Origin of the sequence: Pseudalkalibacillus berkeleyi (assembly GCF_021608225.1) — a bacterium.
GTDB lineage: Bacteria > Bacillota > Bacilli > Bacillales > Fictibacillaceae > Pseudalkalibacillus > Pseudalkalibacillus berkeleyi.
The window spans coordinates 473,322-494,509 of record NZ_JAKIJS010000001.1 but is presented as its reverse complement, the minus strand read 5'-3'; the positions used below and the strand labels follow the sequence as shown (position 1 = coordinate 494,509).

The 21,188-nt window shown below is 37.7% G+C and carries 30 protein-coding genes; all 30 read right to left on the bottom strand.

All coding sequences use genetic code 11. The features are described from left to right. Window positions 1-17: 17 nt before the first annotated feature. The 30 genes from L2716_RS02665 to L2716_RS02520 all read right to left on the bottom strand — a co-directional run bounded on the left by L2716_RS02665 (window position 18) and on the right by L2716_RS02520 (window position 21,167). Window positions 18-722 (bottom strand): pirin family protein, encoded by a 705-nt coding sequence (locus L2716_RS02665; protein WP_236331528.1) that lies wholly within the window; start codon window positions 720-722, stop codon window positions 18-20. A gap of 187 nt (window positions 723-909) precedes the next feature. Next, window positions 910-1,758, bottom strand: a complete 849-nt coding sequence (locus tag L2716_RS02660; protein WP_236331527.1) for an alpha/beta fold hydrolase — start codon at window positions 1,756-1,758, stop codon at window positions 910-912. 136 nt (window positions 1,759-1,894) lie between these two features. Further along, window positions 1,895-2,434, bottom strand: coding sequence for a GNAT family N-acetyltransferase (locus tag L2716_RS02655; protein ID WP_236331525.1), 540 nt, complete (start codon window positions 2,432-2,434; stop codon window positions 1,895-1,897). Window positions 2,435-2,459: 25 nt separating this feature from the next. Further along, a complete protein-coding gene (locus L2716_RS02650) occupies window positions 2,460-2,891 on the bottom strand; it encodes an ester cyclase (RefSeq protein WP_236331522.1) in 432 nt (143 codons plus the stop codon). A 112-nt stretch (window positions 2,892-3,003) separates the two neighbouring features. Next, window positions 3,004-3,768: an HAAS domain-containing protein gene (locus L2716_RS02645; protein ID WP_236331520.1), complete on the bottom strand. Its 765-nt coding sequence runs from the start codon at window positions 3,766-3,768 to the stop codon at window positions 3,004-3,006. Beyond that, window positions 3,768-4,097: a PadR family transcriptional regulator gene (locus L2716_RS02640; protein ID WP_236331518.1), complete on the bottom strand. Its 330-nt coding sequence runs from the start codon at window positions 4,095-4,097 to the stop codon at window positions 3,768-3,770. The genes L2716_RS02645 and L2716_RS02640 overlap by 1 nt, the downstream gene beginning before the upstream one ends. A 123-nt stretch (window positions 4,098-4,220) precedes the next feature. After that, window positions 4,221-4,391: a hypothetical protein gene (locus L2716_RS02635; protein WP_236331516.1), complete on the bottom strand. Its 171-nt coding sequence runs from the start codon at window positions 4,389-4,391 to the stop codon at window positions 4,221-4,223. Window positions 4,392-4,411: 20 nt separating this feature from the next. Next, a complete protein-coding gene (locus L2716_RS02630; RefSeq protein WP_236331514.1) occupies window positions 4,412-4,642 on the bottom strand; it encodes a hypothetical protein in 231 nt (76 codons plus the stop codon). Further along, a complete protein-coding gene (locus tag L2716_RS02625) occupies window positions 4,635-5,402 on the bottom strand; it encodes an alpha/beta fold hydrolase (RefSeq protein ID WP_236331511.1) in 768 nt (255 codons plus the stop codon). The genes L2716_RS02630 and L2716_RS02625 overlap by 8 nt, the downstream gene beginning before the upstream one ends. A gap of 17 nt (window positions 5,403-5,419) precedes the next feature. After that, window positions 5,420-6,307 (bottom strand): DMT family transporter, encoded by an 888-nt coding sequence (locus L2716_RS02620; RefSeq protein ID WP_236331509.1) that lies wholly within the window; start codon window positions 6,305-6,307, stop codon window positions 5,420-5,422. Between the two features lie 36 nt (window positions 6,308-6,343). Next, complete coding sequence (locus L2716_RS02615; protein WP_236331507.1) at window positions 6,344-6,802, bottom strand: NUDIX domain-containing protein; 459 nt, start codon at window positions 6,800-6,802, stop codon at window positions 6,344-6,346. A 33-nt stretch (window positions 6,803-6,835) separates the two neighbouring features. Further along, window positions 6,836-7,165 carry an antibiotic biosynthesis monooxygenase family protein gene (locus L2716_RS02610; protein WP_236331505.1) on the bottom strand — a complete coding sequence of 110 codons (330 nt, stop codon included), beginning with the start codon at window positions 7,163-7,165 and terminating at the stop codon, window positions 6,836-6,838. Window positions 7,166-7,198: 33 nt separating this feature from the next. Further along, complete coding sequence (locus L2716_RS02605) at window positions 7,199-8,665, bottom strand: flavin monoamine oxidase family protein (protein WP_236331503.1); 1,467 nt, start codon at window positions 8,663-8,665, stop codon at window positions 7,199-7,201. A 178-nt stretch (window positions 8,666-8,843) separates the two neighbouring features. After that, window positions 8,844-9,974 carry a serine hydrolase domain-containing protein gene (locus L2716_RS02600; RefSeq protein ID WP_236331501.1) on the bottom strand — a complete coding sequence of 377 codons (1,131 nt, stop codon included), beginning with the start codon at window positions 9,972-9,974 and terminating at the stop codon, window positions 8,844-8,846. A gap of 133 nt (window positions 9,975-10,107) precedes the next feature. Beyond that, window positions 10,108-10,410, bottom strand: a complete 303-nt coding sequence (locus tag L2716_RS02595; RefSeq protein ID WP_329610093.1) for a CD3324 family protein — start codon at window positions 10,408-10,410, stop codon at window positions 10,108-10,110. A gap of 702 nt (window positions 10,411-11,112) precedes the next feature. Next, window positions 11,113-11,532 carry an NUDIX hydrolase gene (locus L2716_RS02590; RefSeq protein WP_236331497.1) on the bottom strand — a complete coding sequence of 140 codons (420 nt, stop codon included), beginning with the start codon at window positions 11,530-11,532 and terminating at the stop codon, window positions 11,113-11,115. A 59-nt stretch (window positions 11,533-11,591) separates the two neighbouring features. Beyond that, window positions 11,592-11,774: a hypothetical protein gene (locus L2716_RS02585; RefSeq protein WP_236331495.1), complete on the bottom strand. Its 183-nt coding sequence runs from the start codon at window positions 11,772-11,774 to the stop codon at window positions 11,592-11,594. Then, window positions 11,771-12,052 carry a hypothetical protein gene (locus L2716_RS02580; RefSeq protein WP_236331493.1) on the bottom strand — a complete coding sequence of 94 codons (282 nt, stop codon included), beginning with the start codon at window positions 12,050-12,052 and terminating at the stop codon, window positions 11,771-11,773. The genes L2716_RS02585 and L2716_RS02580 overlap by 4 nt, the downstream gene beginning before the upstream one ends. A 138-nt stretch (window positions 12,053-12,190) precedes the next feature. Then, a complete protein-coding gene (locus L2716_RS02575; protein ID WP_236331491.1) occupies window positions 12,191-14,599 on the bottom strand; it encodes a S8 family serine peptidase in 2,409 nt (802 codons plus the stop codon). Between the two features lie 196 nt (window positions 14,600-14,795). Then, on the bottom strand, window positions 14,796-16,094 hold the full coding sequence (locus L2716_RS02570; protein ID WP_329610125.1) for an APC family permease: 1,299 nt from the start codon (window positions 16,092-16,094) through the stop codon (window positions 14,796-14,798). Between the two features lie 174 nt (window positions 16,095-16,268). Then, a complete protein-coding gene (locus L2716_RS02565; protein WP_236331487.1) occupies window positions 16,269-16,469 on the bottom strand; it encodes a tautomerase family protein in 201 nt (66 codons plus the stop codon). Window positions 16,470-16,501: 32 nt separating this feature from the next. After that, complete coding sequence (locus L2716_RS02560) at window positions 16,502-16,750, bottom strand: hypothetical protein (RefSeq protein ID WP_236331485.1); 249 nt, start codon at window positions 16,748-16,750, stop codon at window positions 16,502-16,504. A gap of 25 nt (window positions 16,751-16,775) precedes the next feature. Further along, on the bottom strand, window positions 16,776-17,252 hold the full coding sequence (locus L2716_RS02555; protein WP_236331483.1) for a GyrI-like domain-containing protein: 477 nt from the start codon (window positions 17,250-17,252) through the stop codon (window positions 16,776-16,778). 321 nt (window positions 17,253-17,573) lie between these two features. Then, a complete protein-coding gene (locus L2716_RS02550; protein WP_236331481.1) occupies window positions 17,574-18,785 on the bottom strand; it encodes a M14 family zinc carboxypeptidase in 1,212 nt (403 codons plus the stop codon). 150 nt (window positions 18,786-18,935) lie between these two features. After that, the gene (locus tag L2716_RS02545; protein ID WP_236331480.1) at window positions 18,936-19,217 is read right to left on the bottom strand and encodes a hypothetical protein; all 282 of its coding nucleotides are present in this window, start codon (window positions 19,215-19,217) and stop codon (window positions 18,936-18,938) included. A gap of 119 nt (window positions 19,218-19,336) precedes the next feature. Further along, complete coding sequence (locus tag L2716_RS02540; protein WP_236331477.1) at window positions 19,337-19,756, bottom strand: NUDIX hydrolase; 420 nt, start codon at window positions 19,754-19,756, stop codon at window positions 19,337-19,339. A gap of 111 nt (window positions 19,757-19,867) precedes the next feature. Beyond that, window positions 19,868-20,065, bottom strand: coding sequence for a hypothetical protein (locus tag L2716_RS02535; RefSeq protein WP_236331475.1), 198 nt, complete (start codon window positions 20,063-20,065; stop codon window positions 19,868-19,870). Between the two features lie 15 nt (window positions 20,066-20,080). Further along, a complete protein-coding gene (locus tag L2716_RS02530; protein ID WP_236331472.1) occupies window positions 20,081-20,395 on the bottom strand; it encodes a hypothetical protein in 315 nt (104 codons plus the stop codon). Between the two features lie 174 nt (window positions 20,396-20,569). Beyond that, a complete protein-coding gene (locus L2716_RS02525) occupies window positions 20,570-20,896 on the bottom strand; it encodes a hypothetical protein (RefSeq protein ID WP_236331470.1) in 327 nt (108 codons plus the stop codon). 13 nt (window positions 20,897-20,909) lie between these two features. Further along, entirely contained in the window at window positions 20,910-21,167 is a 258-nt protein-coding gene (locus L2716_RS02520; protein ID WP_236331468.1) for a hypothetical protein, read from the bottom strand. Between the last annotated feature and the right edge of the window lie 21 nt (window positions 21,168-21,188).

Here is a 21,188-nt window from a genome sequence, read left to right as displayed (position 1 = left end):
CTATTCCTCCTCATTTTTTATGGTAAATCAATCAACAAGTACCGTGAGCCAGATTCAGATGCTATATGAAGTTCTGTCGTATCCGTAATACGAGCAGAATCTCGCTTATTTAAAAGTACTTCCTTATTCAATGACAGATCTCCTTCAATTACAAATAGGAAGATACGACGATTTTTCCCTTGTGCAAAAGTCAAATCTTTCCCCTGTTCAAGATCAGATAGGTAGATTGTCATGTCTTGATTGATGTCCGCTATTTCATCAGAAGTACGGTCGTTACTTACGACTGGAAGTAAAGCATTCTTCATTTTTTCAACGTCAAATTTTGTTTGTTCATATGATGGCGTAACCCCTGGTTTCATAGGCTCAAACCACATTTGCAGGAAATTGACGGGTTCAGTTGTTGAGGGATTCATTTCAGAGTGTACAACCCCTGTACCTGCTGACATACGTTGAACACCACCAAAGGTAGTGGTAGCATCGTGCCCTCCGCTGTCTTCATGCTTTAAATATCCATCGAGTACAATTGATACAATTTCCATCTCTTTATGTGGATGTGCACCAAATCCTCTATTTGGAGCGACAACATCATCATTGAGAACTCTCATCGGGCCAAAATTCATATTCATAGGGTCGAAATATTCAGCGAACGAAAAGCTAAAATTACTCTTAAGCCAACCATGATCAGCAGTATATCGTGTTGTTGCTGGGTAAACATTTATCATTGTTAAATCCTCCTTAAGATGTATTTATCTTGATTTCGAGATATTTATTCAAAAAAAATAATAGCAATGATGATTACGTAAAAATATCTTGAATTCGAGATATATTGTATAATGTATTCCTTCTTTTGTCAACACTTACATGTTAAAAGGACATCAAATACTTGATGCCCTAATTTTATAGAAAATTCTATTTAAGAAACGATCGTACGAGTAGGCTTGTTTCAATAGGATGCGACAGCATAAGCAGATGATCGGACTTATCGATTCTTGTTACGTAAAGGTTTTTCACGGTTCTTTTAAATTCAACTAAATCAATTTCGTTCGTAGCTTGAAATTCTTGGGGGAGCAACGAATGATCCGCTAATATTAACATAACGGGTACATTGAGCTTAGAAGCAATCTCCTTATTAAAGTCTAAAGAAGCAATGTCTTGTAAATAGCCTTTAAATGCTTCTATCGGTGTTCGATGTTCGTAGATGCCCTCTTCATTTTTCATATAACAAACCTTAAATGCATCTTTAATTTTAGGAATGATATCATCTGTTAGGTCAACACCATTGTCCTCTAACTCCTGAATATGTTCACTCAAATGGTGATCCAATGCTTTCTCCGAATTAAACGTAGGCTGGGACAGATCCTCACTTACAGAATCGACTTCATAAAATCCACCATCAAGTAGGATAAGATGGTCAACTCGTTCTTGATATTCCACTGCAAAATGTTGGGCAATCCAGCATGAATACGACGCAGCAACGATGGAAGCATATCTGATGTTTAGTTCATCAAGAACCGTTAATAAATCGTTGGATGCTTGTTTAATCGTATAAGGACCTTTCATTAACGTATCGCCATGTCCTCTAAAGTCCAAAGCGACACAACGGTATTTCCCTGCGAACTGTTCAAACATCTCTTCAAATGATTCTTTCGTTTCTCCTAATCCATGTAAGAAAACAACAACAGGAAGATCAACCTCAGATGTATCTATTAAAGAAATCCCGTTTACATTTGAAATGTTTTTTGTAATAGATTCTGCCATATTGATATCATCTCCTTTAAACGAGGATATATATTTCTTTCGAGGAATAAGGTGGTTTTCCTCCCTTAAATTCCCTACAGAAAAAAGGTAACGCCAGACTTACACAGCATCACCTCATACACTCTTTACTCAATAATTAGATTGATTTAACGACAGCCATTTCTTTACCAAATCGGTCACCGTGATCGATAAAACCTAGACTTTCTCCTTCTTTTACCATCGTAATAAATTGTGCAGCATCTGTTTTGAAGTCATCCTTTTTGACAAAACCGAGCTTTTCATACAGGTGAACAGCCCGTTCATTGAAGGTTGCCACTGATAGACGGATCGGCATATCATCGTTTCTCTTCATAACCTGTCTTAAAATATAAGAACAAAAATCGTATCCTTTCCCGGTTCCGACAATACGAGGGTTCATACCAAGCCCTATATCAATTAAGTCTTCAGTATAGACACCCTGTTTATAGCCTACCGGAACCTTGGCAGCTTCACCAACACAGTAGAACCCAACTAACTCATCTTGCTCATTCAAAAGCGCATTGTAAGTACCATCCAACTTTTCAGCCAGATTCTCATCTGTTATTTCATTATTGTAAAAGTCATAAGGCGGTTCATACGTCCAGCTAAGTATTTCAGTTGCTAAGCTTTCGTTCATTTCTTTCATATGTAAGTTCATTTTTTTCACTCTTTCACTTTCTTTATTAAGGACGCGCTTTCTCTTTGAATGCCTCGTTCAGTGGGCTCAGCTGATCAAGTACATGGAGATCGCTCATTTCACACCAAAACTCTTTAATAAGTCCATTTTCAAAATTAATCATCATCATGCCCGTTTCAGTCACCCTCTGGTCTGTTGATGGAATGCCGAACCAGCCACCTTTGTAAGTCATATGGCCAGTGTAACGAACGGCTGCTTGATCTTCAGATTCCAAATAGTCATTGATTACCCACTCATCATCAACAAATACCTCTCTAAACCACTCCATGAATTCATGGATGAATGCATCTTGTCCTTCAAATGCATGGTTTGGGACGTGACCAATGAAATCTGGCGCAGTAATCTCTCTAAGACTATTTACATCCCCTTTAGTAAAAACCTCATTAAACCATTTCTCCACTACCGCTTTCTTATTCATCTTGTTCACCTAGCTTTCAACAAAATTTTCAATCACTAGGTGTACACTTCTTTTAATACCAATCATTTTCCTTCTTCGTTGCTCGAAATAATAACCTCTATAACAAGAGGATTTAACTAGTTTCTGCTTTATTTTTTCTTAACTCTTTTCTCCAAACGAATAATAAATAGACGCCAATGAGAACGAACATAATGAAGGAAGAACCTATTAATTTTGCTTCCTCACCAAAATTTGAATATTTCAATACTAACTCAGGCCCAAACATGAAAATGGGAAATAAGATCATCACCCAAGTTCTCGACCAAATTGCCATTCCGATAAACACACCTAATGATAAAATACCCGCAGCAATATTGCCTGCTGTCCCAAACTTAATCGTTGTTGTATTAATATATTGATCTAAGAAGAGCACAGCTAAAAACAGAAGGATTGGAACTGATCCAAGCATTCCAAATAAAATCCATTGTTTCGTCTTCTTAGCACCTGAACTTGCAATATATCTAAATGTAGCTACAACTAGTCCAAGGTTCAGCAGAATTACCAGAGGATAGCCGATTATTTGAATGAACGAGTATTCTATTCCCCCACGAAGAACATCTCCAAATACTATATATGAAAATGCGCCAAGCAAAATTAACAGACCATACTTCGCAACTGTTGGTACATCGAGACTAATTTCATTAGAAAGTTGTTGCATATATTCTTTTGGTGATTTTTCAACTATATCTTCAACGTCTTTCCCAGCCATTTCTGCTTCTGTTAAATGATCTTCAAGTTCACTTATGATTTCTTCAATCTCGTGTTCTTTCTTACCTCCCGTCACGAGGTAAAGCCTTAAATTCTCCAGAAAGTCTTGGCTTTTCTTTGACAGTCCCATTAGTAATTTTCCTCCTTCAATAAATCGTTCACGCTTGATGAAATGACCTTCCATGTCAGGTTGAATTCTGCTAATGCTTTTTCCCCTTCATGTGTTAGCGAGTAATACTTTCGTTTAGGTCCCCCTGATGGAAGTGATTTCTGAGTCGTTCTTACAAGACCTTCTTTTTTCATCCTAAGTAATAAAGGATAGATGCTACCTTCCTTCACCATCGTAAAACCATATTTCGTTAATTTTTCAATCATCTCATATCCATACGTTTCACCTTTAGAGATGATGGCTAATAAACACCCTTCTAATATCCCCTTTAAAATCTGACTCGAGGACAAATGGATCTCCTCCTTCTATACTAAAAACTACCTTGTTAAACAAGATAGAAAGACAAAAAATAACTATGTTGCAAAACAACATAGTTAAAGATTAACAAATCATCCCATTAATTACAAGTTAATTTACAAAACAAAACCTAACAAAATGGTAATAAATATACTCTGGACTAGTAAAACGAATACAGTCTTCCGTTTAAGAAACATTCCTTTGTTTAAAATGAGTACTTGTCCAATAATATTGATGACAAGTACAACTAAAAGTGTGAATATAAAGGTCACCGTGATGTCGTACATTATCTGTCTCCTTCAAGCGCTTATGATTTTTCATTTCCTCTTTTAAAATTCCCAGTGATTTTAGCTAGGATGAGCTGTTCTTCTTTATCAGTTCCCGCGCTCGCTAGTTTATTCAATAGTTTGTCAGCTTCTTTTCCTTTTACGATTTTAACTTGTTTTCCGTAGTAGTCTATGAAGATTGTATTATTTTTAGATGAGCGATAACTAAACGGATTCTCATCTAATCGATTGTTTTTATCTATGTTACTCATTTGCGCCTTCTTCCCTAATTTGGTCCAATATATCTCTAACACTATTAACAATCAGCTTCGGCTCATGATTTTGAATGAAATGATTACTTTTCTTAGCGATTACTTGCTTCGTATTGTTAGAAAGAGATAATAAGTCGTCTTGTAGGCGCATCCAAATTTGATATGTTTTTTCGGAATGGTAGTCGTCCTTCACACCTGCTGACAAAACATGTACGGGAAGATCCTTTAATGGTCTTCTAGCACTTCGAACTTGGTTTAAACTGCTATTAAAATCCGCCAATCCGCCTTCTACGACAAATTGTCCGTAATACATCTCCTGGACATCATCCGAGAAATGAGGAACCATTAGATCGTTTTGATCCTCATGTGCTGAATCTACTAAAATCAACCCGGAAACTAGCTCGGGATAGGTATAAGCAAATTGTCGGATATGGATTCCTCCAATAGAATGCCCAACAAGAAGATAAGGTGGCTTGATCTCTTCAATTTGTAAAAGCGTTTTTAAATTTTCAACAACCTGCTTACTATGATGAGGCTTAGTACCGGCTTCACTTTTACCGATTCCAGCACGGTCGTAGACAAGAACATTTACGATAGTTGAAAGTTCACTAACTAAATCTCCCCAAACCTCAGATCCCATGCCATATCCAGCTTCTAAGATTACCGTTGGAGAAGTATCATCTACACCATAATAGTTATAATTCAGCATCAAATTACCAATATCAACTTTCTTATTGTTCAACCTAATTGAAGTCTCCATTTTCTCACCTTTTCTTTTTAATTTTCACTTGGCTTTCTTGTCCTCTGATCCCCGAACGTTAACAATAAGATCGAAACCATCAGTAATACTGCTCCCGTAATGTTGAGTGCAGTTAGTTTTACCGGAAAGAATGGAAAAGATATTGCCGCCAGCAGTAGTGGACTTAATGCTCTAGACACATTCGCAATCGAGAATCTTAAATACTTGAGCGCTTCATATAATAAGATTGTACCGATAAACCCAGATAGCATAGAGGAAAGTGCAATGAGTGATATCCCCTCAAATGTATACGCACCATTAAATAAATCTCCAACAACTATCGCATACAAAATGATGAAAATGAGGCTCACACAGCTATTTGTAAAAATGATAGAGTTTGAGTTTTTATCCTTTGATACAGCCTTCTTAATATACACATTGGTGAGAGCAAAGAAAAAGGTATAAAGTAACGCAAAGACACTGCCTAATACCGATGAATGAAAGTCTCCACCTTTATTAACAAAAAGAAATGCACCTAAAATTGCAGCTACAATGAACGTCATTTCTATTTTCGTCAATCTTTCCCCTAACAATATGACGGATAATAGCACCGCAAAAACCGTATAAAATCTACCTAAAAATCCAATCTCAACAGGAGACAATAAATCCATACTAATAAACAAGAAGATCACACCTAAGCCATTAAACAACGCAAGCAAAATCATCTTCTTTTCAAGAAACAGTTGCACTTTATTCTTGGAAATTCTTCCCCAGATGTAACTGACAAAAATGACTGTCATTGTATTAATCACTGCCGCTTTAGATGCAGATATATGTAAAAGACCAAATTTAGCGACAAGGGGACCAATCGCCATAATAATGACTGACATAAAGTTCAATATATATCCTTTTCTTATAGGGTCCAAACAAGACCTCCTATCGTAGATGAATTATTATATTCATTAGCGCTCTTCTATAAGAACAATATTTCTGTTCGTCCATATGTAATCCTTCAATTGATCCTGTATATTTGCGTACATTTCTATGTTCTCTAGTTCTGATAATGGCACCCATTTCACTCCAGATTGATTCGCATCGAAGGTATCCGGCAAACGAGGAATAGTATCCTTTCTTCTTTCACAATCAAACAGCAGTGTTAGTGTATGAGTATCCCCGAATTTATTTTGGTTAAGATGCGGGGCATATTCATACACAAATGCAAGCGATCCGACTTTTACTTCTATACATGCCTCTTCTAAAGCTTCGCGCATGACTGCTTCTGAAATCGTCTCATTTGGCTCTGTCCCACCTGCAGGAAAATCATAGACTTTACCCCTTATCGGATTGTCATACTCCGTTAACAAAATCTTGTTATCTTCTATTATAATCGCTCCTGCACGAACTCTCATATGGTAGCTCAACCAATCACACCTTAATCTATATTTTTCAAACCATTACATTTCAAAAAAGTTGTCTCTTTCCACCTTACATACTGTGAGCGCAAATTGTTTATACCATTCACTTTTCCCTTTCCGTTGCGCTATCTGATGTGCGCTATGTTCCTTCCAACTCTGTATAGCCTCTAAGGAATCCCAATATGAAATTGTAATCCCTAATTCATCATCATTCGTACTTTCAATTCCAAGAAATCCTTTCTGCTGAGTGGCTAACTCCACCATTTTCTCCGCCATATTTTGATAGCCTTGATCCCCTTCTGTTCGTTGAGAAGAAAATATGACAGCATAGTAAGGAGGTTTCCTTAATGTTTTTGCGATTCTACTCATGATTTTTATCCTCTCATTTAAGATAAACGCCTATTACTTTCTTTCATTGACCTCTATGGCTGCTCGGATCCCTGATTCTATAGCCCCCTGTATCCAGCCATGCGGTACACTCGTATGCTCTCCTGCAAAATGTAATCGCCCTTCAGGGGTGGCTAAGTGCGGAAACAGTTCACTTTCTTGGTTTGGTTTAAACATCGTATAAGCTCCGGCTGCGTAAGGATCTGCTCCCCAGCTATGCACAGCCCCAGCTACATATTCATGTAAAATTTCCTCGCCATAAATTTTAGCGAGATTTTTCAACGCATATTGCAAACGTCGTTCCTTCGACATCGATACCCATACCATCGCATCATCTTCCCACGTATAGCTTCCTAATAACACACCTGTTTCAGATCCGAAATCATGACTCGGGAAGTACGCATTACGAATCGGTAAATCAGTTACCATTTGACCACCGAAATGACCATGCTTCTCCCAAAACCGATGCTTGAATTGTAATCCTATTTTGGTGGACGGAACGGAATGGAGTTCTCTGATCGCCCGCCACTTATAATGAGACAAACTATTACGAGGCTCTACTTCAATAAATTGCATGAGCCCTAGAGGCAAAGTCACGATCGTAACATCTGCTTGATAGCTATGATGTTCTAAGGTTTTTGTATGCACAGTTTGTATGGTTACAGATGAATCATTCTGACGAATCTTCGTCATTTTTTGAGAAAACCTGAGATTTTGTTTCAAATCAGGTACAAAAGCTTGGGGCAATTGATCATTTCCACCAATGATTTCATAAAACTTTATATTATTGTTCAGCAATATGATAAATTCCCTTATGATTTCAAGCAGAGATAGCTCTGGAAGTCCTTCTACACCAGAAAATACATACACTTTTTCAATCGCGCCAGGAGACAATGAATGCCCAAGAGGATTATGCCTAAGAAAAGTTGAAAGTGAATATTTCTCAAATTCTCGTATGACAATTGGCCAATTCCTCAAAGGGTTTTTATTCACAAAATCAACGATCGGTTGAATTGCAACTTGAATTAAAGTCGCTGCTGTTTTCCCTTTTTCGTGAGCTAAGACAGGGTAACCTAGAAAATCAGGATTTTGATTGTATTGATGAAAGCGAGCCTTCCTATCATTGACGAAAATAAGATCATTTGGTGTAGCATTTACAAATGGATTGACCTTCAGACCAAATTTCTTTATATAACTTAGCGTTAAATAATGCGTATTCGGTATTCTCATTGCGCCCGCTTCAACGTATTGTCCATTCATAAACGGATGTCGCATTGTATAAACACGACCCCCTACTCGTTCTCTTGATTCGATAACCGTCACATTATGTCCTGCTTGTTTCAGAAGTGAAGCAGAAACCAATCCACTCATTCCAGCACCGACAACGATTACTTTTTTCGGATTAGTGACTTTTCGTAAACCGTGATCGACTATAGACTTTAACAATGTAGGGGTTAAGTATGGATGAAGGTAATTGCTCATCACGAGTCACCCTCTCAATTGTATAAAAAAGGAAACTGTAAATGATTCATTGTATGTACCATTTTAATTGAATATCCCAATCTACAGATAAGCAGGATGATAGTCTCGGTTTCAATAAGCAATGATAAAAAAATACGTAACCCCCATTGAGAGCTACGCATTTCTCACAATCTCTTATTTATGAATCAATGAACGTATCAATGATCTTGTCACATATATCATGATGTAGAGTCCCGTCGAAGTTCAGTAAAACGACGACACCTAAATTGAGTTCGGGTACCATTGTCATCAGGGATCTTACAGCCATTTGACCACCGCCGTGTTCCACGATGCGATGTCCCTTATACGTATCAGTAAACCATGCAAGTCCATAGCTTCTGACTTCACTACCGAACCGCCATTCCTCACTGACTAGATGAACAGGGTTTTGCATTTCATCTATCAAATCTGGTCTTAAAACATTTGTAGATTTGTTTAAGTGAAAGGCTAAATATTTTCCTAAGTCATTTGCCGTTGAATACAAATAACCAATGGGAGCTGAAATTGTGTTTTTAGGAAATGGTGTTTCCGTCTTCTCCTTGCCTAAATAATATCTCGCACTGTTCTCATCATTTTCGACTTGATTTGGATCACTCGTTGTACGATTCATATTCAATTGGGTAAGGACGTTATCTTTCAGGTGTGTTTCCCAGTTGGAACCAGTCACTTTCTCAAACAAATCAGCGAGGATCACATACGCATCCGTGCAATAATTCCAATCGTTCCCCGCAGAGTACTCTAGCTCTACTTTTTCAAACCACTTCGTTATGTCTTCTCGGGTTTGTATGCTCGCAATCTCTTCTTCTGTCAATTGATAATGGTCTAATGCTTCTTGAAATTCTGTAGGCGTATCTGAAAAAATTTCTCTTACATTCGGAGCAGTCATATTGGCAATCCCAATTTCAGAAGAGAAACCTGCCGTATGGGATAACAAATGCCGTACCGTAATGGCATCACTTTGTTGTTTATTTTTCGTTCTGAAGTAAGGCAAATGAAGAACAACTGGATCATCCAAAGAAATGACGTTTTGTTCAACAAGCTGCATGATAGAAACAGCCATAAAATTTTTCGACACACTTTGGATGCTCATCAATGTATCCGCATTGATTGGGATGTTTGCCTGGTGAATTTGAGCATGTCCAAAACCTTCGGAATAGATCATATCAAAATCTTTGACGATTGCTACGCTCACTCCAACTCCCTCATGCTTTTGTAACATATCCTGAATATAGTCTGTAATCTGGTCTAGTTTGTATGTAGATTGATTCATTGTTGTCTCCTTTAATATTGATTCTCTATTCAACACAATCATACTTCATTTCGTTATGAAGTAGTTCCTCATAAATGGTTATGTATTATTGTTTAGTAAGAAAGAAAGCCTCCTTTAACAGGAGACTTTCAATTTATTTTTTGTATATGATCCGTTCAATACTTTTAGTAGAAAGATAATATTCTTCCGCTAGTTGTTGAATCGTTTTGCCATTCCTATACTGATGGTAAATATCTTCATCTCTTTTTTTCAGTGAATGTTTAGTACCACTTTTCTCTCCCCAAGACTTTTCATGACCTTTCTTTCTCGGTATATAGAGATAATCTCCACCCACATATTCTTGGATAATATGTAATAATTCAGAGGGTAGTACCTTATTGGCTTTAACATATCCCATATCTTTGCTCTCCTTATAAATCAGATCAGCAAAGACCATAAATGTATTCGTCTTTGCTATTTAGAAAGTAAATGTACAAGAAATTTTTTTCACCATCGGGAACCCTCCTATATTATTCAACTAACGCTATTTTACCATAAACTACTAAATTAATAAGGTGATCCCCTTAATTTTGTAAGAACTCAAACGACCAGTGATATATGCCAAATGGTAAACATGAGCAAACCTATTAGATTAAGGATGATCATGTTCTTAATACCAAACCCCCGAAATGTATACCCTAACTTATGAAATACAAAATCTTCAAAACCCTTAACAACAAAAAATAATTCAGCAAAAATTATCGTATGTTTCTTAGGTTGACTGTTTAAGATTGAATGATCGATCATGGAAAGTGTAAGAACCAAAATGATGGCAAAGATAATAGCATGGTAAATAGCAAGTTTATTTTGACTCATTTCTTCACGTTTCCTTTCTGGAGTTCAGACCAGAACAATTCCGCACCTCATGAGTTTAAGGCATGTGTTTTATTTTTGGTTGTAAAGTGCCATGGGTTTAACCCCAAAATCACTCTTGCGGGTACTGAAATCAGCTCATCCTCGATTTGAGGGTACGGGCGAGGCCTTTGAAGGTACTGAAATTTGCTCATCCTCGATTTGAGGGTACGCAAGAGGCCTTTGCGATTTGTCGACTACCAAATAACTCAATATCGTTATATCTTTTTTATCCGGACAATCATTCCTAAAATTCCACATAAAATGGTTGCATGTTTTTGTTTAAACAGTACTCGATCCTTTGTCTAAAGCTTTTCCAAGTTACCAATTGTAAAGCTTCTTCAACAGGGTAAAATCCTACCTCCAAGCTTTCAGGAGAAGTTGTAAAGGAACCTCCAATTGGTTTAGCTAAGAATAGCGTATTACATATGGATTTGTTCACATTCTGGAATACCCCGCAAAATTGAATAACTTCAACATCAATACCCGTTTCTTCTTTTGTTTCCCTAATAGCAGCTTCTTTTAATGACTCACCTTCTTCAACTTGGCCACCAGGCATTTCCCAGCCTCTTCGTGGACCCTTTATTAATAGAAGTTCATTCTGATCATTAATGACAATAGTTGCTGCAGAAACAATATGTTTAGGTGGTGAATATGTATCTTTCATGTTTTGTTTTGGTACCAAGAGATATTGCTCCATTCTGTACGTAGTTTTTAGTTAAACACTTACTTTTTCAGATCTTCTTCTAGTTCCTTTTCAATTTCTTCGTTACTTACGGTTTGTATCATTTCCTCATTAATGTTTATTTGTTTCGAAATTAAATTTAATTGATGTTTGATTGTAGAAAGGCTGAATATGACATATATAACTATCAATAGATTTACAATCCCAAATATAGTTGCAATCATTTAAACACCTGAACTCTTCTTGGTCTTAAATAGGTCCGTAAAAACAACCCCACTGTAATTAGGAAAGTTACGAAACTAGCAATCAAGAAACCCATAGCATATGATGGAACAATTTGCTCAGGTACCCGATCATTGATTTCCATAAATAGAAAATATACACCCATTCCTGAGCCATCTACATCTGATCCCAATGAACGTAACTCAAGACCTTTCATTACTAGTAATATTGAAACCGTTAAAAAGACCACAGGTAAAATCCAGCCCCTTAATGAATTCATAGATAACTCCTTTCACCGCCTCAATTTCTAGAAAGATATGTATACGTCCATTTTAGCATATTTTGTAAATAGATCTTACTATATTAAAAAAGCTGACTCAGAAGAATAAATATCCTCTTAAGTCAGCTTCGTTTCCTTTTAATAGTTGTTAATAAAACGTGTCATCGCGACCGCAAAATCACCTCGTGTGACTTTTTCTTCTGGTTGGAATGTTGCATGAATCGTTGGCTCTAAGTCATATGGTTCTTGAGTTGACGTGTACTTTACATTGAAAATGCCTAAATCGATTGCTAGTTGGACGTAACCCATCAGCTCAGATGGAATCTCACCTGCATCTTCAATCGCCAGTCGTTCACCTTTATACGCTACTGTCAATTCTCCTTCAAAGCTTCGGGCTTCATCTTGAAGTCCTAAACTTTGTACGAGGGAATAAGCTAGTTCTGCTCTGGTTACGTAATCTGAATTACTTTCTTCAGACCTCATGACTCCATCGTTGCTGTACTCACCTTTTAACGCAGCACCTTTCGTAAATACTGCATCCATTGCCGCATCATCCGTTATTTGCTCAACCTGACGAATACCTGCACCCATTATTAAATAGCTTGCAAGATCGCCTCGTGTTAACAAATTGTCTGCGTAAAAGTCTCCTCCTGATTTTGCATCAAAAAGCCGCTCTGTAATGCCAAGCCTGATTGCGTCTGCAGCTGGATGTCCCTCAATATCGGTCAATCCATTCATCGTGCTTGCCGTCTTCTGAGTCAATGTTCCGACTACTTTTTCAGGTACAGCAACACCTGGATAAGCATTTACATTCAGCTTCCACTCTCCTGCAACCGGGTTTTCAACCGTTATTGTATTGACGAGATCAATACTGTATGTTGGATTGAATCCAGATTCGTAAACTTCACCGTTTGGATTTGTAATCGTGAAGACGAGTGGATTCCCACCCTCTTCAGTAAAAGTATCTCCATCAGCATACATTTTTGCGACAAGCTGAGCTTGATTATCTTGTACGGTAAAAGTCGTTTCATTTTCAGAAGTTGGATTGTAGTCCATTGCGTAATTCTCACGGATCACTTCCATCGAGCTTTGCGCATTAAAGGTTTGTTCCTTATTGACGGTTGCTCCGTACTTTTTGCTCGGATTCATCGCAAGGTCTACTGCTCCGTAAGCATTGACATATCCTGCTCCAACCTCATATGCCTCACGCCCTGGCATGTTTGTTGCTGTTTGACTAATAATTTCCTTCACTTCATTAGGTGATAATGTCGGTTCTGCATCAAAAAGTAATGCAACCACACCTGCTATATGAGGCGTTGCCATTGAAGTTCCATTCAACATCGTATAGTAAGGAAGGTAAGCTGCTGGGATGTTATCTTTGTCTTTATGCGTACTGATGACACCGACTGGAGATAACGTTCGCGCAGAAATGATATCAACACCTGGAGCTGTTACAGTCGGTTGATCCTTCCACGTCCAGGTTTGGCCATCCACTTCAAACGTTTCACCAACACCTCTCGTTCCACGTGAAGAGAAGTCTGCCAAAGTTCCGTCTTTTTTACCAGCTGCTACTGAAATGACCCAAGGTGCTTTTGCATAAGGATTGTGTGTATCTTCATCAGGACCTGCATTACCTGCTGCAAAAAGCACTGTAATGCCACGGTCATAGCAGTCTTTTGTCGCTACGTTTACTGGATCATCCGCAAAGAAATCATCATTCGATCCCCATGAGTTCGTAATGATCCGAATGTTGTACTCGTTTTGGTTTGTGATGGCATAATCGAAGCCACCTACTAAATCTAAAATTAATACGCCTCCACCTGATCCGTAACCAATTAAATCTGCACCAGGTGCAACACCTTCATATTGACCAGATGAAGCAGCACCCGTTCCTCCGACCGTACCCGCGACATGGGTGCCGTGACCAGAGTTCGTATCCGTGTTAACTACATCTTCTTGATAAACAATCGGAGTGAGTCCAGTTGTTTTCGCCATATTCGTCGTACCTAACACATTTTGAACGAGGTTTTTACCTAATTTCATATCAGGGTGTGTGCCATCTACGCCACTGTCATTGACGACAACGCCAACTCCTTTACCTGAAACCGGCAAGCCACCGTTCGCTTTTTGCATTTCTTGATCAGTTCGTACTTTGTTGACGCCCGTTAATTCAGTTGCGTTGCCGTTGTACATCTCTACTTTTCGGTTCAAGTAGAGAGAACGCACATCTTCCCTTTTTGAAAGAGCCTCAATTTGTTGTGATGTTGCTAACACGCCCGCTATTGGAAGGGATTGCATTGTAACCCCAGTGTTAATACCTAGTGTTTTTAACAATGCTACGTTTTCGTTTGTCGGAGCACCTTCACCATGAAATGTAACAATGACATTGATCAGGCTCGTATTTTGTTTCATTTCCTCTAGTAAGTGCTGATCCATTGTTGCAGTTCCGTCCGTAGTTGTCGCACTAACTTGACTGTTTGGCAAAAGTAAACCTATCAAAAGTACCATCGCCATCACTATCGAAAATAAGTTTCTATCACGCTTCATATTTTCCCACTCTCCTTTTACTGAAATTTCAGATTTCATCCTAATAAAATTATCGCACTAGGAGTAAAGCGAATCTATCATGAGAATGGTATATATTCAGGGAAATAAAGTAGTAAATCATGCTAGTACGTAAGGTGTAGTGAACGAACAAAAGACGCCTTCTATTTAGAAAAGCGTCTTTTTTAATATACCTATGCTATTCTTGGGTGGTTCTTCTTAAGAAGAAATGCTCACCGATAAAGACCACTATAATGAATAGAATTGAAACACCGACAATTAATAGATCAGTTTTGGCTTTTATCCAAAGGAAAGCAGACAACACAATGGCATCAAGTATAAGAGCCGTCAGTACAATTCCTTTGTTGGCTTTCACTTTTCCTCTTAGTTTCTTGAAAACACCCCAATGTATAATCATGTCCATTACTAAATATAAAATAGCTCCTACAGATGCGATTCGGCTTAAATCAAAGACCACGGTCAACACCATCGCTAGTACAATCGTATAAACAAGCGTATGCTTTTGAATTTTTCCAGGCATACCGAAGTGGCTATGTGGAATCAGTTTCATATTTGTGAGCATCGCAAGCATTCGTGATACCGCAAACACACTTGCTATAATTCCAGAGATAGTTGCAATGATTGCTATCGCTACTGTGAACCAAACACCGTAATCCCCAAATGCGGGTCTAGCTGCTTCAGCTAAAGAATAGTCTCTAGCTTCAATAATCCTGCTTAATGGAAGGCTGGTTGAGACGGTCCACGCTAGGATTAAGTAAACAACTAAACTGATTAATATTGAAACAATGATTGCACGACCTACATTCTTTTTTGGTTCAACAATTTCCGAGCCACTATTCGTTATTGTGGTAAATCCTTTAAAGGATAATATCGTCAATGCCACGGCTGCGATGATTCCTGCAACAGTGGTGTCTGGTGTACTTCCACTTCCTTCAGCAGGAGTAAAGGAGAAACCTGCAGCCCACAATCCTCCAATTGCAAATACCACTAACCCTACTATTTTTAATAAGGAAACAATAGATGTAAAAGTCTGAATGAAGCTGTTCCCTGAAATATTGACTAGGAAAGCAAAAGTCAATAAACCTACTCCAAGTAAAGGCACTAAATAACCAGGCTGATCACCATCAAAAATCTGCAATGTATAGGTCCCAAAGGTTCTTGCAACCAAACTTTGGTTAATCACCATCGATATCGCCATCAACATTGCTGCTGATGCTGTTATTGTACCTTTTCCGTAAGCTTTTGCCAGAAACATCCCTATACCACCGGCAGATGGATACTCATTACTCATTTTCACGTAAGAGTAAGCACTGAATCCGGTTACGATTCCACCTGCGATAAAAATGAGAGGGAACCAAATCCCAGCAAGTTCTGCTACTTGTCCAAGTAATGCAAAAATACCAGCACTGATCATGACGCCAGTACCTAAACCGATCGCTCCAGGCAGGGTTAAGCTGTTTTCTTTATAGTCGCTCACCATAATCACCTCAATTATATAAGTTCTCAAACAATCGCTATGTATTCATTCAATTGCACCCTAATCACTTTATACCCTAAGCGGGTATTCCTAAAAACCTTAATTCGCATATCGCTCATTAATATGTAAAAAATGTTACCCCTCTAATAGGAGTAACATTTTCTATTTCATTATTCACTTTGCGTTCTTTCTAAAATTATCCGTTAGCATTCCTGAAAAGCCCCAGTTCTCCTCTTCTATTTCTTGGATTACAATGTGAGTGTGCGCTGGATTTTTACCAAGGACATTTACCATCGTATCCGTAAACTCTTTCACGATCTGTTCCTTCTGATCGCGAGTTGCACCTTTAGTAATCTGAACATTAATGTACGGCATGAGCTTTGGTCTCCCTTATATTAGATTGTCATTTATCGCTTTAAAAAACGTTGATATGAAAACAATAATACACCACAAAGAACAGCAGCACTAATAAATGTAACCAGATAAAATGATGGAGCAATAGTAGCTCCAAATGCTACCTCATTCTCTAGTGCAATCGCGCTCTCACTATTCGGTTGTACATTTACCGTTTTAAAATACCCGATGATCATCATACCTACAAAATAAATGATATGTAAGACAACGGATCCAATAATAGATTGCTTGATTAACTTCATACAAAACTCCTTTTTACGTGTAAAATTATTTAATCGGAATCCAAACTTCCTCTGTAGCGTTAGGATCAGCAGGATGATAGTCTTCCGTCATGCACTCAAAATGTTCACGGTTGTCGAGTTCATATTCCGATGCTGGTAACCATGTTTCAAATATATATGAGAAAGTCTTCATGAACGCATGCGCAGGACCATTATGGATAAAGACAGCATACTTTCCGCCTTGTAAAAGATATGTATCAAAGTCATTCTCCACACTTGTAAAATCAGTGACCTCAACCGCAGCCCACTTTTGGAATGCACGGTTTGGATCAGATTGCTTGAAACGAAATAAACCATCGTATATTTGCATAGAGTAAAACTTATCATCTACTCGGTTTTGAACGTACCTACGCTTCGGCATGAACAATCCCCAAAGTTCAGGCGTTCGATCCTGATTGAATGACATCTCCATGTTCATACCAACCAATTTCTTTTCAGGTAAAACTTCTATTCTAGGATTCAAGGTCATTATCTCCTTTAAATAGGATTGAGGTCATCCCAAATCCTTCAATACATTCCCAGCTAAAACCTTCTTTTTTTTAAACAGCTTTCCTGGATTTGGTTTCCTTAGGATAAACTTGTTTAGTTGAAAATTGTTTATTATCGTGCATATACCGAATTTATTGTGCATAAATCAAGATTATCTTGCATATATCAAGATTATCGTGCATATATCAAGATTATCGTGCATATATCGATTTTATTGTGCATAACAGGAGTTAATAAAAAAAGAGCACCCAATAGTGAACTATTAAAGTCATCTTGGGGAGCTCCTTTTTCCATATTAATGTCCGTATTGTTGGCTGCGGTCTGTAAGTGGGATGTCGTCGTATCTGTCCGTGTTGATTTCATATACACCATCAGATGCTACTCCGTTTATAATTCCATACAGCCCCGTTTCTACCGCTTTCACGAGTTGTCCTATTCTTTTTTGCCCGTAGCTTTGTGTTTGTCCAGTAACCTCAAACAAAACTGTTCCGCTCCCATTTAATGCGAATGCACCGAGTGCTGTACCTGGAAGATCTAATTCTTGCGGATACAAGGAAATATTAGCGAATGGAGAATTTCCCATCTCTTGTAAAGCATCATAGGCAGCTACGCTTAATTGTTTAGATAGATCGATGTTATATTGATCTGCATATTCAGCGTATTTCCCACCTTCTGTCGCTTCCGAGTCGGGAACAAATTGTCCTGATAGAGATAGTGTTACCGGCTCACCACTACCTTCAATTTGATAAACACCTTGGTGATGCAGATCAACGAATACATCTACTGTTCCAAACTGTTCCTTAAGATCTTTGTACACATCACGAACAGTCTGCGCTTCCGGCGTTATGTACCAACCCGGTTTTTCAGATTTGCCTGGAAAATCCTCTGGCTGAGGCATGTAGTCAAGATTAGGGTTAAAATCACGGTTTACATCAAATCCTGGATTCGATGCATAGTCCCAGTATTCATTTTGATAAGTATAGTAATTCCAAGATGGTGTGACACCATTTAATTGAGGGAATGCTTCCTCCACTTCACTCCATGACAGATCATTTCCTCTACGATTCAATTCAGTTGCATCGGGATTAATCATTGGCATGGCAACAATCGTTACATTTTCTCGTATATATTCCGCTTCTGGGGAATTGTTGGATCCTAAATGCTTAAGAATGTTCAACAATGCTCTTGTTCCTGTTTTTTCGTTCCCGTGTATTTCACTTTGTAGTAATAACACTTTGTCACCCGTTCCAACTGTGGCCGTGTAAATTTCCCTTCCTTGATTGGAATGACCAGCTACCTCAACCTCAACTGTCCCTTTACTCGTTTTCTCGATTTGTTCGAGACTCCTGCTTAACTCATCGTGACTAATAAAAGCAGAGGTAGAATAATTTTTGTTCTCCGAAGCTTGCGCGCCTTTATTTGGAGAATCAGCAAAGGTGGGACTAATTAAACCTGCTGACAATAGAACGGTACTGCACAACATCGCTATTTTCTTCTTGCTTCGCATAATATCCCTCCTGTAATATTTCTCTTTTCTTACATTCTTTTTCAAAAATCGAACTCCTTTCCATAACGAAAAAACACGACATATGTCGTGTTTGGAGAAATGATATAAATAGTGCGTTTAGAGTAGTCTTTAGTCCAATAGGTGAAAAGATCAAAAGTACTTCGATCCTCTCTTCCTAACAGTCGTAGTTACATAGTGAGAAATTAGCATGATGAAGCTACTACCGAGGAGTCCTAGTGAAAAAATAATTGCCCCCGTAGCGATTTCATTACTTTTTTGAAAGAACGCCCATCCAATGCCGGCGAAATAATAAAAGATCGAAACACCAACCATCGTAAGCCCAAGCTTCAAATTTGGTCGGTTATTCATTTTATTCCGATAAAACAGGATCCAACTACCTAAGAATAATATGAGAGCTAATAATTCTATCATGAAAAGAATTCCCCTCCCCAATTGAGTTGATCCGAAATGTAATACTAAAGCTTAATACTACATTCGATTCATTTCCATAAATCCCTGTTAGGTGTGGAGAATACGTTGCACGATTTCCTTTATTTCAAGCCTTCGAATTCATATCGAATGGATGAACTTAGCAGTTCCTTTATGCCATTTTCATGATAAGGCATCAACTCATTCGCCTTTTCAACATCCATCCATTGTACATCTGAGATCGTTTCTGTATCTTGAATCAAGACTTCACCAGAAATGATTTTCGCTTCGAATGTAATGAATAACGCATGATGGCTCTCTTTTTTCATGAATGCTTCATTCACACTCACGATATTCCCTACTTCAATTGTTAAACCTGTTTCTTCCTTACACTCTCTAACTGCTGCTTCTGTAAGTGTTTCCCCTTCCTCAACTGCTCCACCAGGTAATGACCAATCGTTTCGCTTACTATTTTGTACCATTAACACACTGTTCCTTTTCTCATCATAAATAAGCGAATAAACAACATCGACCCGCTTCATTTTAACCCCCTCTTTCTTATGCATAAAAATAAGTAGTCTCTCACCTACATCGAATAGAACTTAATACTTGACCAAATGATTAGACCAACGACAGCTACTAAATATAATGCATCAAATATAGAGATTTTTCTTTTTACCTTCTGAGCGCTCTCTCATAATTGTATGTACAGCTGTGACCAACATCAAGACGAGCATTAAATACGATCCAATATAATCGTTTAGATAATTTTCATCAAAATTAAATTGAATGATCCCGACAATTAAAATGATATAAATGACTGTAAAGCTGATCTTCGTGCTTTTCTTCATCTAAAAACTCCTTCATTATTTCCGAACGAAGTAAATGAGCGGGTTAATAATACTAAATACCGCAACTATAATGTACATATAAGTGGTCACTTCGTCTCCACCAAGTCCAATCTCATCCACAATAATCGCATCATAATAAAGAACTTGCGTAGAAACAATTAAAGAAATGATTGAAATTGAAATGACCGTAAATAAGTTCAGAAATTTTGTCTTTGGTTTAGGTAATAAGACGGTTACAAATAACAGGAGTGAGATTACTAAAAATGTGATGAATACCGGTCGTAGCAACGTAAAAGCCCCTAATATTTCAAAAGATTCATATGTATACATGTTCTCTATCTCCCTATCTCTTGTACTTAAACTCTTCCAAAAGTTCAATGATGTATTCATTTTGGTGTTTCATCGTTCGCTGATTCTTAATAATCATACTTAAAGAAATAATTAGAATAATTAAAAAGACGATTTGTATCAAAACTATGCTCCTCTCACTCGTTTATAATATTTCTATTGTTCTTTCCGTCTCCACATCCGATAGTTATAAGCTATTTCAACAGAAGATAGAAGAAAGATCAAAAACAAGATGAGTAAGAATGATGTTAAATCCATGTCCAAAGTTAGCGCAGTAATAGTAAATAACAACGCAATGATACTATTAGTCCAAATCGAACGTTTCAACTTGCGTCGATAACTGAGCTTATAATAAATTAATGAGAATCCCTCATCTATTTTTTCCCTATTCTTATATCTATAAGTTTGAATAGAAGATATAATCGTCACGATGATTAATGTGATAATAAAGGCAGGATTAGATATCAATTCGAGTATTAACATGTCTCCTCCTCATCTATGGCATAGAACTTGTAATGAATTGAATGGCAATCGTTAAAGCGAATAAAAAAATCATAAGATAATTTGACGCTATTAAGACTCTTTTTAAAAGAGTTGTTGAACCTATTAGGCGTTTATAAACCAAAATCCCTACAATTATAGATGTCACCCAAACAACGACACCCCAAAATGAAAATAAATATTGTGCATTCATCAACCAAAGCGCGAAAATGGTTGAATTAACAAGCAATAGAATTGCAGCAAGAAGTTTCATAGATTTCTCCTTTCTTTATAA